At 62.8% G+C, this 13,034-nt stretch carries 11 protein-coding genes; all 11 read left to right on the forward strand.

Going from position 1 to position 13,034, the window contains the following annotated elements:
* The first annotated feature begins 41 nt into the window (after window positions 1-41).
* Window positions 42-368 (forward strand): type III secretion system major pilin HrpA, encoded by a 327-nt coding sequence (locus DXT59_RS30875; protein ID WP_162878275.1) that lies wholly within the window; start codon window positions 42-44, stop codon window positions 366-368.
* A gap of 63 nt (window positions 369-431) precedes the next feature.
* Complete coding sequence (locus DXT59_RS30880) at window positions 432-632, forward strand: hypothetical protein (RefSeq protein WP_162878276.1); 201 nt, start codon at window positions 432-434, stop codon at window positions 630-632.
* A complete protein-coding gene (locus tag DXT59_RS27645) occupies window positions 629-1,054 on the forward strand; it encodes a hypothetical protein (protein WP_162878277.1) in 426 nt (141 codons plus the stop codon). The genes DXT59_RS30880 and DXT59_RS27645 overlap by 4 nt, the downstream gene beginning before the upstream one ends.
* A 115-nt stretch (window positions 1,055-1,169) precedes the next feature.
* Window positions 1,170-1,859, forward strand: a complete 690-nt coding sequence (locus tag DXT59_RS27650) for a hypothetical protein (protein ID WP_240324709.1) — start codon at window positions 1,170-1,172, stop codon at window positions 1,857-1,859.
* Complete coding sequence (locus DXT59_RS27655) at window positions 1,846-2,475, forward strand: hypothetical protein (RefSeq protein WP_116141328.1); 630 nt, start codon at window positions 1,846-1,848, stop codon at window positions 2,473-2,475. Before DXT59_RS27650 ends, DXT59_RS27655 begins: the two co-directional genes overlap by 14 nt.
* Window positions 2,472-3,092: an HrpE/YscL family type III secretion apparatus protein gene (locus DXT59_RS27660; protein WP_116141330.1), complete on the forward strand. Its 621-nt coding sequence runs from the start codon at window positions 2,472-2,474 to the stop codon at window positions 3,090-3,092. Before DXT59_RS27655 ends, DXT59_RS27660 begins: the two co-directional genes overlap by 4 nt.
* A gap of 245 nt (window positions 3,093-3,337) precedes the next feature.
* The gene (locus tag DXT59_RS27665; protein ID WP_116141332.1) at window positions 3,338-3,994 is read left to right on the forward strand and encodes a response regulator; all 657 of its coding nucleotides are present in this window, start codon (window positions 3,338-3,340) and stop codon (window positions 3,992-3,994) included.
* A complete protein-coding gene (locus DXT59_RS27670; protein ID WP_162878278.1) occupies window positions 3,991-7,293 on the forward strand; it encodes an ATP-binding protein in 3,303 nt (1,100 codons plus the stop codon). Before DXT59_RS27665 ends, DXT59_RS27670 begins: the two co-directional genes overlap by 4 nt.
* A 144-nt stretch (window positions 7,294-7,437) precedes the next feature.
* Window positions 7,438-9,000 (forward strand): hypothetical protein, encoded by a 1,563-nt coding sequence (locus tag DXT59_RS27675; protein WP_116141336.1) that lies wholly within the window; start codon window positions 7,438-7,440, stop codon window positions 8,998-9,000.
* A gap of 71 nt (window positions 9,001-9,071) precedes the next feature.
* Window positions 9,072-11,051 carry a Hint domain-containing protein gene (locus tag DXT59_RS27680; RefSeq protein WP_116141338.1) on the forward strand — a complete coding sequence of 660 codons (1,980 nt, stop codon included), beginning with the start codon at window positions 9,072-9,074 and terminating at the stop codon, window positions 11,049-11,051.
* Window positions 11,048-12,874 carry a hypothetical protein gene (locus tag DXT59_RS27685; protein ID WP_116141340.1) on the forward strand — a complete coding sequence of 609 codons (1,827 nt, stop codon included), beginning with the start codon at window positions 11,048-11,050 and terminating at the stop codon, window positions 12,872-12,874. The genes DXT59_RS27680 and DXT59_RS27685 overlap by 4 nt, the downstream gene beginning before the upstream one ends.
* Window positions 12,875-13,034 lie beyond the last annotated feature (160 nt).

The following is a 13,034-nucleotide window of genomic DNA, read 5'->3' on the forward strand; positions in this document are numbered from 1 at the left end:
GGAAGAGCGGCAGTTCGAACGTCAGCAAAGGAGTCGCAATCATGACCATAGCAGCCATAGTCCCCGCCATGCACGCGGTGGGTGCGCTCGCAACGCTCGCCACCTCGGTCGTCTCGGCGGTTTCCGGGTCGTCCGGCGAGGCGGCCTCGGGTGCGGCGGGCTCGCCGAGCGGCGTCGGTTTGAATCAGATGGAGCGTGTCCTGAAACGGCAGGAAGCGGCGCAGTTGAAAGCGATGGAAATGCAGACCGAGGCCAACATCCAAAAGATGATGGCCGACACGGCCAACAGTATCGCAAGCGGCCATCTCGATTCCGGAGCGAAAGTGCAAAACGCCAGCATCAAGGCGGCACAAGGCATTCATTTTTAACGTTTCTAAATAGAGGAGCGAGTGCGGCGCCGACGCGCCGCGCTCGTCACCAGAGGCAAATCGATGAACGAGGTCTTGGGGGGATTCGCCGCGCGAGCGGCGAGCCAGCAGCGAACGGCGCAATGGACTGCGCAAACGGGTATTGCGTTCGCGCTCGAAAAGCGGCGTGTGGATGCCGAGTCGGCGTTGGCCCACATCGATGGCCGCGCAAAGACGGAACTGATCAACGCGTTGCGCGGTATCGCGCAGCAGTTGCGCCCATGAGCGGCGTGGCGTTGGAACCGTTGGCGGCCGGTGGCGCGTCCTGGAAGGCAAGCGCGCCGGCTTCGCCGCCTGTCCTCGATCGCGGCTCATTCGGCGCTGCCATGGCTGCTGTCCATTTGACGAAACTCATTCCGGCGGCTTCGTCCGCGGTCTCGGCGGGACGACCGCTCGATGCGGCCGGCGCGGGGCTCGGCGGCCTTGCGCGGCACCTCGATCAAGTTGGCCGCCATCGCTTGGAGGCACAAACGCTGTCCGAGCAACTGGCTCGGGGATGGGGTTCCGATGTCGATCCGTCAGTTTTAGCCGTATCGATGCATCGGCAGGCTCGCGCGCTGGCGTCCTACAACATCAGCGTCATGTGGGGCGCGAAGCTGGTCGGCGTCACGGCTGGCGCGCTTCGGCAATTGGTGTCGGCGTCGTGAATATGACGGCATGAAGCGCCCGTCAATACCGAGGGCAAGAGGTCGTCGTGTCGCTGCGATCGCGCTGTCGATCGTCGTGGTCGCCATGCTTTCCGGCTGCGAACGGAGGGTTGAATTGCAACTGGCGCCGGATGTTCGTCGGGCGAGCGAAATCGCGGCGGCGCTGGCCAGTCACGGGATCGTCGTCGATCGCAAGCCGGTAAAGTCGGGCGTGATGCTGGTCGTCGCCGATTCGGATCTCCCTCTCGCGATACGTGCATTGCGCGAAGCGGGTTTATTGCGGTCCGTTCGGCCAACCGTCGATGAGGCGCTCGGCAAGCGTGGGATCGCACCGACGCCGCAAGAGGAACGCGCTCGCCATATGCGCGCCATCGAACGCGAGCTCGAATCGACGCTCATGGAGATCGACGGCGTGGTCGCCGCTCGCGTCAGTGTCGTCCCGCCCGAGCGCCCAGCGCCCGGAGTGCCGCTGGCCTCGGCATCGGCTTCGGTGCTCGTCAAGCACCGGGGCGACGTCGACTTGTCGCCGCTCGTACCCGGTATCGCGACGCTCGTCAAACATGCGGTGCCAGGGCTGGCCGCCGAAGACGATCGGCATGTCGCCGTGATGCTGTTGCCCGAACAACATGCGGCCGTCCCGAATTCGCCGGCTCCCGCAACGGCGTCCCGGGTGGAGCTGCGCGCCGTCGGGCAACTGATACTGCTTGCCGCCGGTTCGATCGCGATCGGCTACTTCGCCGATCGGACGTTGCGGCGCTTGCGTGCGCGCACTTCAAATGGAGGCGTGGACGATGGCGAACCCTGACGTCGCCCCACGGTTCTGGACCGAGCCGTGGCATTGGGCGGCGCCGGCTTGGCGCCGCACCTATGGGGCGCCGCCGCGCGATCTCGATTGCTTCGAAGCGAGGCTCGCCTACCGCGGCTGGGCGGCCTCCTTCGGTTTGGTGGAAGAATGGCGCGCACCCGCCGATGAGAGGTGGCTGAGCATCGTACAGGCATCGCCCGCCGTGCTGCGTGGCGTAACGGCGGCGCTGGGGTACATCGCGTTGCTTCGCGTCCCGTTGTCCGGCGCGCTCAGGTACCGCAAGCCGATGGATCATTGGTTCGCGCTCGCGCTGAGATACCGCGAGATCAATTGCATCGGTTCGGCAGGGGGCGTTATGCGAGAAGACTTATCGGAGGCGGGGATGCATGGCGTTCGGGTATTACGCATCATGGCGCGGCAAGACTGGCCCGAGGTGGACTCGCGTATCGCCATGCTGGCTGTGCCGGACGCCCGGCAAGTACGGCGTGAGGCGAGTATTGCGCCGCACGCGTCAAGCTTCGTCATCGAGCGGGTAGATGTAGGCAGATGTCTATCGATTTGCGCGGCGATCGTGCGCCACTCCGCCGCTGAATCGATACCGAGCGTTAAGCGATGAGCTTTACTGCGCGCCGGGTAGGCCTCGGAGGTGGACAAACGAACGTCTCCGAATGTCTCGTCGTCCGAGCGCAGGACGCCGTGAGGCTGCGTGATGTCGAATCGATCATAGGTCGCGCCCGCCGCACGGCGTCCTCGATCGTCAAGCAAGCCCTGGCAAAGGAGAAAATTCGCCGCGCTCGCTCGGCCGAGAAGCGACGTGCGCGCGACCAAGAGGCGGACCGTGCGTTCGCGATGCGCGCGGCCGCGCTCGAAGAAGCCTACGAGGCTGCAAGGCGCGCGTTGACCTCCGAACTCGAGGCGACGCTCGATCAGGTACTGGCGAGTGTACTAGCGAACATCGGCGCCGAGATTCCGGCGGCGCAACGGCTGCGCGTCGTCTGCGAGCAATTGAATAAGATGGCGGGGCCCATGTCCGCGGCCCGCTTGTGCCTGTGTGAAGAGGACGACTCGACTCGCCGTACGGCGGGGCTCCATTGTCCTTGGCCGATTCAAATCGACGCAGCGTTGTCGCCGGGGCAATGCCGGCTACTCACCGAGAATGGACATTGGGCGCTCGATTTCGACGCGCTGTTTGCATCGTTGAGCGCTGCCGCCAGCGCGGGTGCACCCAATTGAACGATGGCGCTCGAAATTGCGACACCCGGATCGGCTCGATTCCGCGTGTGTTTCAATATTCGAGAATTTTCTGACGAGCGAGACTGGACCGCGTCCCTACAATTCCATCTTGGTCTGGCGTGACTACAATTTTTCGATGCTTGCAGGAAATGCGCTGCCGCAAGTATGTCTCTAAGCGGTCTGCGTGAATCGGCGAGTGCGCGGGATATTGCAGGTCACGGTGGACGATAGATGATGGAAGCGTCGTGAACACACCACTGCAGATCATATTGGCGGAAGACCACGGGATTGTCCGTCACGGGATACGTTTAGCCATCGAGGCGGGCCATATTGCCCAAGTCGTCGCGGAAGCGGCGAATTCCGACGAACTTATTTCGCTCATCAAAGAGCGGGAATTCGACGTCATCGTTACCGATTTGTCGATGCCGGGCACGTTCACGCGCGACGGCATTCCGCTGATCGACCGGCTCAAGCGCATGCGCCCCGGGATACCTATCGTCGTTGTCACGGCGATGCGCAATGCCGCCATTTTGAACAAGCTGCTCACCAAGAACATCGGTGCGATCGTCGAGAAGGCGGGCGGAATCAACGAATTGCACAGTGCTCTCGTCGCAGTGGCGCAAGGGCGGCCTTATGTGAGCCCCGGCGTGGAAGCGCTGCTGGCGAACATGAGCCTCGTCGGCACGCGTATCGGGAAGGAGGCAACCTTAACCGCGGCCGAACTCGATGTCGTCCGGCTGTTCGCTCATGAAAAGTTGACGGCCGGGCAGATCGCTCGGCGGCTCAATCGAAGCGTCAAAACGGTCAGCGCGCATAAGATGCGGGCGCAACACAAGCTCGGGCTCTCGAGTAGCCAGGAATTGATCGAGTACTGGCAAGTCATCGATCGTTGTTCGCCGTGAAAGCCAGCGCACGTCCGAGCGCGGCTTGCATCGGGCGTGGGTTCGCGCTGGTTGTGGCGGTTTTGCTCGCGCTCGGCGCCTGCACGCGGCCACCTGCCGGCGTCAGACCAGCTAGCGTGTCGTGGCGCTCGCGCATTGCGCTCTCCCAAACGGAAAGAGCCTACCTGCAGTCGCTACCTGTATTGCGGGTCGGCGTCGACCCACTGTGGTCGCCGATGGCGTTCGTCGATGCGCAAGGCCATATCGACGGTATCTCGGCCGACTACCTCGATTTTCTCCGCGACACGCTGCACCTGCGTGTCGATCTCGTACCGACGCACTCGTGGGCCGAAACGGTACGGCTGGCCAACGCGGGTAGGATTGACATCGTGATCGCGGCCTCCGCTTTCGACGGACTGGCTCCCGGCTTCGGCTTGTCCATGTCCTATGTACGATATCCGCTCGTGATCGTCACGCGCGAGACCGCGCCGTTCATTGCCGGCCTGGACGATCTCGAGGGGGCGGAGGTCGCTCTTGTCGGCGACGTCGAAATGGCTCGCATACGGTTCGGGGCGCTGCCGGCGTTGCGCGTGGTAACGGTGAGTTCCGCCGAGGACGGTCTAAAAGCAGTCGCCCAAGGGCGCGCATTCGCCTATATCGGCAATCTGGGCGTCGTCGACCGAATCGTTCGGGAGCGCTACGCGGGGCTTTTGCGCGTCGCGGCACCGGCCGACCGGATCCAGGAGCTGTCGTTCGGCGTGTCCCCAAGATTCGCTCCGCTATTGCCGCTGATCGACCGCGTGCTCAAGGCCGTGCCGGAGACCGAGCGCGAGTACATCCAAAACACCTGGCTTTCCACGCGCTTCACCTTCGGTGTGGCGCCGCGCACGCTATGGCTGATCCTCGCGCCCGCCGGCACGGTGACCCTCCTCTTTTTGGCCGTGCTCGGATTCAATCTCGCTCGTTTGCGCGAGGAGGTGCGCGAGCGGCGCAGAACGCAAAGAGAGCTAGTTGCCGAGACACGCTTCAAGACGCTTCTCATGGATACGGTGCCGATACCGGTGTCCGTGCATGATGCCCAGGAACGCATCGTCGCAGTCAATCCGGCCTACGAGCAAGCTGTCGGCATGCGCGCTCAGGAACTGATCGGCATGAAGCGGCCGCCGTTGGATGGCGCGACGCCAAGCGATGCCGAGTCACTGGCGGCGAGCACGCGCGCCGTCATCGTCACCGGACAGCCGGCACGCGGCGAACTCCGTTATCGAGGCCCCGATGCGCAGATTCATGACGCCGTCTATTGGGCGCGGCCTTGCATGATTGGCGACGATCGCCACGGCGTGCTCTGCGCGTTCGTCGATATCTCCGAGCTGCGGCGAACGGAGCGGCGCGAACGTGAGCTGAGACGGCGTCTGGTCGCGCTTACCGAGGCCTTGCCCTCGGTCGTCTTTCAGTTGAGTTTCGTACGCAAGCGGCAACCGGGCTTCGAACTCGTATTCGCCAATCGGCGCGCGGACGAACTCGTCGGCGTGCGCGGCGACGTGGCGACGGCGGACCTGTTCGATATTTTCGTGCGGTCGCTCGAGCCGGTATCCCTGCGTCGGCTGATGCGCTCGTTTCTGAGTTCGGCGCGATCGAACTCGCCCGTGCAGGCCGAATTCACGCTGCGAACGCATGATGCCGCGCAAGCGTGGTTTCGTGTCGAAGCGGTGCCGCGATGGCGCGATGACGGCGCAACGGAATGGAGCGGCTACTTGCACGACATCACGCAAGCCAGGCAGGCGCACGAGGCCTTGATAGCGGCCAAGCGCGAAGCGGAAGAGCAAGCGCGCTCACGGGAGTTGTTGATCGCAACGGTTAGCCACGAAATTCGCCTGCCGATGAGCGGGATCGTCAGCATCTTGCAACTGCTCGATCATGACGGCTTGCAGTCCGACGACCGCGAACTCGTCGCCATGGCCGGCGATGCCGGAGCGTCGTTGCTGTCGATTCTCAACGACATCCTCGATTTCGCAAAAAGCGAGAACGGCGACCTTTCGCTTGAAACGGCGCCAATGAGTATCGACGCGCTCGTGCGGAACGCGGTCGGCCTCGTCGCGCCGCAGATCGAGCGCAAGGGCTTGACGATTCGATTCGTGGTGTCGTCCGCCGTTGCATCCGAGCACCTAGGGGACGCGCGGCGGCTCGGACAGGTGCTGCTCAATCTGCTCGGCAACGCAGCGAAGTTTACCGAGCGCGGCGGGGTGTCGTTATTCGTCGATGTCCTCGGCGAGTCGGATGACAGGCAGACGCTGTCGTTCCGCGTGATCGATACGGGCATCGGCATCGGCGCCGACGATCAGGCTCGACTATTCGCTCCGTTTGCTCAAGCGCGAACAGCGCGCGGGGGCGCCTATGGCGGAACAGGCCTCGGCCTCGCGATCAGCAAGCGCTTGGTGGAGCGGATGGGAGGCACGATTACGCTCGAGAGCGAACTGGGACGCGGCACGACCGTCACCGTGGCGCTGGGCCTGCCCGTTCATCGCGAAGCGTCGGGCGCGCTCGCGTCGCCACCGGCAATGCCGGAAGCGCGGTCCGATCGGGGCTCCACCGATACGCATAGCGGCCCACGTATTCTGATCGTCGAGGACAGGCCGATCAATCGGGAAGTACTGAAACGCCAATTCGCGAGGCTGCGCGTGTTCGATTGCGACCTCGCCGCTAATGGGGCTGAGGCGCTCGCCGCCTGTGAGCGCAACGACTACGCGCTGATCGTCACCGATTGCGCGATGCCCGTTCTGGACGGTGCCGAGCTGATCGCGCGCATTCGCCGACGCGAAAACGGACGCGCGCATCGGACCGCGATTGTCGTATTGACTGCCGATGCGACCGCGCAGCAGCATCTCGCTTGCATGCAAGCCGGCGCCGACGAACTGTGCGTCAAACCGCTGTCCTTGGCTCAATTGCGCGGAGTGTTGGCCCGGTACGGCCTCGCTCCATCCACTCCAGCGGCGGCTTCATCCGAGCAGTGGAATGAACTGTGGCCCGCGCTGCGCGGTACGTTAAGGGCCGACCTTGCAGCGTTGGGCGACTTGCCCGCGGAAGCCGATCGCGACGAGATACGCGAACTGGCACACGCTATCTCGGGCACCGCGGCCTGGTTCGGGCTCGCGCACGTGGCGGGCGCGGCCACTGGCGTCGAGCGTGCGATCGAGCAAGGCGAGCCGGCGAACGCGTCTTTGCATGCGTTGCGCGCTGCGCTGGAGGATGCACTGCGCAACCTAGAGGCGCCCGGTGCCGGCACAAATCCGGGCATGGACATTATCCCAATACGCGGGACTTGAACTCCGGGCCCGCGGGCGATTGCATTGCGGTGGTCCGTAATGGCTTGAATCGTAGAAATAGTCCGATTAGTATTTTTTGGGTCGATTCAATGGCGCATCGCTGATTTTAAATTTGGTTTTATCTTACTTTCAAAGGGGATTTGAATGAGTTCCAATATTTCGGAATCGGACGATCAGGCCCCTCAATTCGATCCACCGGAAGGGAGTTTTCTACAAGTCAGGCGAGAATATATTTGTCAAGTATTGATCCCGCAGTTCAAGGATTCCACGGTGTTTATCGTGCCGCAAAACCGTGATCCAAAACTGCGCATCGACAACGGCGATTCCGCCACCGTGGCGCTGGATCATGATGGGCGCGGGCGGTTCTCGCTGATATATCAAGATGGTCCCGTCGATCCTCGCCCGGACGTGGCGGTCCGGTTGAACGTCATCGACGAACGCAACGTCGTCGTCGAAGCCGCCGCGGTGAACTATGTGTTCGGGGTTCGAGCCGCCGGTTTGCCGACGGTCGTATCGGACGACGATTTCGCAATCCGCGGCGGCCGCATCGACGGGAACGGCAGCGTCGAGCTCACGTATTCGAGCTGGAGCGGCGTGCCGGCCCTCGTTGGTGGCGTGACGGTACGGGTCAGGTCCAATCGAGGGAACGTATCGTTTTTCGCGGCCGATGGCACCGACATCACGCAATCGAGCCAGCATGGCGAACCGATGACGTTCGCCGAGTATGTGACGAGCCCTCTGGCCCCGGACGAGACGCGGCAAATCGGTACGGTGGACGGTAGGATTGCCAGTAAAAGCATCGGCGTATTTCCATTGTCGTTGACAGTCCCGGATTCTGGCCTGGAGCGCAGGTTCAAACTGGTGACGGTCGATCCGTACGTCTATATCGGCGACCTTCCCCCGTTGCGAACGACGTTCGGCTCCACGTTGGACTTGGCCGGCGCGGCCACCACTCACGTCGAGCTGGGCTCGATTCCGAATGGCGTTGCGCCGGCCGCCGCCGTCGTCGTGCTGGTCAATGGCAGGCCGGTGAGCCCGTACGAATTGACGATGTACGACCTCGTGACCGTAGGGTATGAGTTGCCGAAGATCGCCTTTAAGGAAAACACGATCGACGGTACGCCTCCCGGCGACCAGGCGCAGCTCAGTTACCTCGTCGAATCGCAATCGTCATTCGCGAATGAAATCCTTAGCGTGGCCAATCAGTTTGCGATAAAGAATAAGAATCGCATTTCCAATATGCCTGATCCAAATATCACGGACAGAAAGGCGCCTGCGCCGACGCTGCCGCGTCTGACGACCGTTAATCTTTCCGCTATTTGGGGAAATTCGCTTACCGTCGTAATCGATTTGTCGAATTCCAAGATCCCTGCCGGTTGGCGCGGCTATCTTTCGTTGTACGCGAACGGCTACGAGTCGGTGAATTCGATCGATATCGATAAACAGACGCTGACCACCGCGACATTCACGACGGAGCCCGGCATCGTGGCGATCGAAGTGGACGCGTCGGCGCTATGGGGGTTCTCGAATAACGCGCGCGGGCGGGCCGGTACGTTGTTCATGGACTACTACGTCGTCGATCCGGTGCTCTACCGGGGCTTGAAAGAGCGCGCGGGCGCGCAGGGCATCGACGAAGCCGAGCTCGCTTCTCTGCGCCAGTACTCCCAATACATTCAGTCGGGCTGGCCGCTCGTGACCTCGATTTGACGCACGGCGTCGGCGCTGCGGACGTAGTCGCCGCTTCGCCGAGTTTCGATTGACCCTCCTGTGGAGGCGCGATGTTTCGCAGACCGGCGGTCTTGATTTGGATGGTATTCGTTCTATTCGCGTATCAATGGGCGCACGCGCAAAACGGGGGCGGGGCGGCTTCCGCGGCGCGGCCGTCCGAATCCGTCACCGCGCCGATGACGGCACAAGAGCGCATCGCTTTCGAACAATTGCGGGCAAGCGTTGGACCCACGGGACGCGCGGCTATCGACTTGGCCGATCCCACGCAGCGGCAGGCCTATTATGCGTTGCTGCGCCTGCATGGCATCACGCGCGAGAAACGGCCTCACCTGTTCGCCGAATTCGACAAGGTCATCGAAAGGCAAGGACGCGACGCGGCGCACGCCTCGCCGGTGCGCGTCAGCGACTGCCGGTTGCCCGTTCAGGCAGCCGACGGCATGCGGATGAGCGATTTTCGCGACATCCTCGATATCGACGCGTCCCCCGATTTCAAGACCGTCAGCGCGAGGGCGCTCGATACCGTCGTCGACCCGGCTACCTACGTGCTCGACATCGTCGACGTCTACGACGAGAAGTGGGAGAACGTGCTGTCGAGCGCCACCGACGAGGGATTCACGAAAGCGACGGCCGGCTGTACCGGCGGCAAATGCCTCGATCCGCATCTGCAAATCTTTCAGACCGAAAAGAGGCCCGGAAACAATCCCACGGGCGGCCCGATCAACGTCTTCGGCACGTTCTCGTATCGCACGGCCGGACAGACCCATTCACCTTGCCTCGTTTTGCTGAGCGGCCCGGTGCATGAAGTGCCGAAGTCGCTCGCGCTCGAACATCCCAGCGTGCAGTACGGCAACGACCCCAATCGGCCGATCATCATATGCATCAATCGCGCCAACAAAACGGTCGAGTATCCGAATGCATGCGACTACGGGCCGATGATGCCCGGCGTTCATAACAACGACGCGCACGTTCAGGTGTATGTCGTCGGCGATGTCGTCTACAACGATCGTCTGGCGCCGTTCGATACGAGCGATGCCCCGCAGCCGAATCTATACGGCGAACTGACGGTTATCCCGCCCGCGACGGGCGGAGCTTGTCCGGTCATCCCGATCGAGGGCAAGACGCTGCTCGCGCATTTGTCCGTCAGCGCGGATCGGAAGACGCTCACGTTTAGTTGGCCGCCGCCGAGCCGCCCCGGTGCCACCGGCGATCCGGCCGACTTCGGCAACATCTGCTGGCAGCAAGTCGCCAATAATTCGCTGTGGGACTTTCTATTGAAAATTCACGCGACGACGCTCGATCGCGCGGGCACACCGACCTATAAGGTATATGCGGCGTTCTTGAGTCAACTGCCGGTCAGCAACTTGCAACAGGTCAAGGTGCCTCAACTGGTCTTCCAACTGGGCTGCTTGCGCGGCGGCACGCAGATTTCGATGGCGGACGGTACGCTCGAGCCGATCGAGCGGGTGAGGATCGGCGAGACCGTGGCAGGCCCGCTGGGACCGCTGAAGGTTCAGGGCGTCACCTCGGGTATCGATGCGCGATTCGTGAAGATTTCGACGTCGCAAGGCAATCAGGCGCCGCTTTATGCCACCGAGGCGCATCCCATAGCGCTCGATACGGGTGGATCGACGTCCGGGCCGCCGCTGCGAATCGTCGAGGCGCGGGACCTGCCGCAGACGAACGCCGGAGGCCGGTTGCGTGTGTTGAGGAAAACGCAGGCGGGGCCGCCGAGTCCGCAGCCGTTCACGGTCGAGCATGTATCGGGCAACACGTACCCGGTCTACAACTTGACGCTCGAACGCCTGGATGGGGGGCAACTCACGCGTCCCGAAGACGCACTGTTCTATGCCAACGGCATCGTCGTCGGCGATAACAACGAGCAAGCATTACTCGAACAACAGCGGCGCGAGGCCGCAACCCGGCGGCCTGCGTATCTGCCCAGTGGGCTGGAGGGCGTCGATTTCGAGAATTGGCGGGCCGGCGATCATCCCCCGGTGCGGTTGCCGCAAAGCGCGAGGGAGGCGCAATGAGTGATCCGATCACGAGCCGGGTGGTGCAGGCCCATTACGATGCGCGCGGATTTATCACGGTGCAATGGACGACGCCCGACGACGATCGCGCAACCGGCTTCGTCCTTTCGGTGCAAGGCGTGCGCGTGGGCGACAGAACGATGGACTCGTTCTTCGTCGAGGACGGCATGAGCCGCTTGGCCGGCTTCCCTTATATGCTCGCGGATGGGTTCGACTATTCGGTGGCCGTCACGCCGTTTCGGGGCGACACGATGCTGACCGGTTCGCCGTGGTTTCCGCTATCGCGGGGCGGCCCACCGTCACTGCAAGGGCTGACGTTCGTCGAGCGCTTGCCTTTCACGCCGTTGCTGTTGGACATTGGCTATAACCCCGTGAAGGTTCGCCTGGTGTCGCCCGACGGTGTGCCGTTGCGCAATCAACCGATTCGATGGGCGGTGCCCGACGAGTATCCGTCGGTTCGGCTCGAGTCGAACGCAACGACTTACACGGATAACGACGGCGTAGCGGTCAAACGCATTCGGGTCGGGGCGTCTCCGGCGTTACCCGATTTGCTGACGGTCTCGGCGTGGTGGGAACGGCTGGGCGCGGACGATCCGAGCCCGGTCCGGTACCACGCTTCGGCGCTCTACGCCTGCGTGAGGCCGCGCGTCTTTTCGAGTTTCGTGCAGAAATTCGCCCACCCTCTGCTGCAGACGGGCGCGTTGACCAACGATCAACTGATTATCTCGACCACGACCGTTTTGGACGAGCAAAGCCGGCCGGTCAGAGGCCTGCGGTTCGCCTGGCGGATGGAGCCGAACGCGGCGACGCTCGCGCGCGAACTCACACCGACGGGCGGGCTGAAGCCGCTCGACTGGGTGTCGACGCCGGCCTATGAAATGGGCTATCCCGCATTCACCAACGATCGCGGTCAGGCGACGATTCTCTTCGGCAACGCGAAACCGACGATCATGACGTTCGCGCCGGCGCTCAATTCGACGGAGTTTCAGAATCAGGTGGTGTTTACGGCCGTCGATTTGGGCTTGGGCACCGACGGTACCTTGGGGCTGCCGCTAGACGGCAATGTGCTCAACCTCGACAAGTATCCGGACACCGTGCCGGTCACTTTACCGGTCAGCTCGCGGCCGGCCAGCAGAGTGGCGATATGGCTCAATGAAGACATCGCCAGGATCGTCTATCGGCAAAGCTCGTCGTCGCAGGACGAACCGATCGACATCCCGAGTTGGCGTTTCGTGTCGGGTGATACATCCAACGCCGCAGGGTGCATCCGCGGCGATTCGTACGGCAACGGCGAAGACTCGCGCTTGGTGTATTTCAACGTCGAAGGCACGGCGCGCGTGCCGGCACCGGTGCCGGGCGGGACCTTGACGCCGCCCGCGCTCGTCCAGGGCGGCGTCAACGTTATCGACGATTCGACGATTTCCGGTGGCTTGCAGATCCGCATACCGGCGTATCAGGGTATCGCAGCCGGGCAACGGGTGACGTTGAGCGCGTTCGTGTCCGGGTACTACCAAGGCACGGGTTTTCCGAAGGTCGATTTTCCGTCTCTCAAGCACGATGTCGTGCCGGAGAACCTACAGGACGGCTTCGTCCTTGTCTTGAATGAAGACGATTTGACCGGCTTCGGCGCGGGACCCACGGGCCAGCCGGGCCAGTTCGTCGCCCAATATGCGGTCAGCCCATCGAAGCACGTTTCCACCCCATCATTCTATTCAAAGCATTTTTCCGCACCCATCGTGACGACCGTGCCGAACGAGGCCGCCGATTGGGTCGCGTTGCGCTTCGATGCCGCTCGCGCCGGCAAGGATGGGCAGACCCAATGATAGGGGCGGCCGCAACGGACGTGCCCCTGCATCTCAAAATTGCAGAATTTTCGGCTCGCGACAGGACTGGCCCTTGATCGACCATACGAGTCGTTAGCGATGGCCGTGGCGGCGATGGCGTTTGCGCGTCCAGCGCGGCAACTGAGGGCGAGGTCATGTT

The sequence above is a fragment of the Trinickia diaoshuihuensis genome, from assembly GCF_003390925.1.
Taxonomy (GTDB): Bacteria; Pseudomonadota; Gammaproteobacteria; order Burkholderiales; family Burkholderiaceae; genus Trinickia; species Trinickia diaoshuihuensis.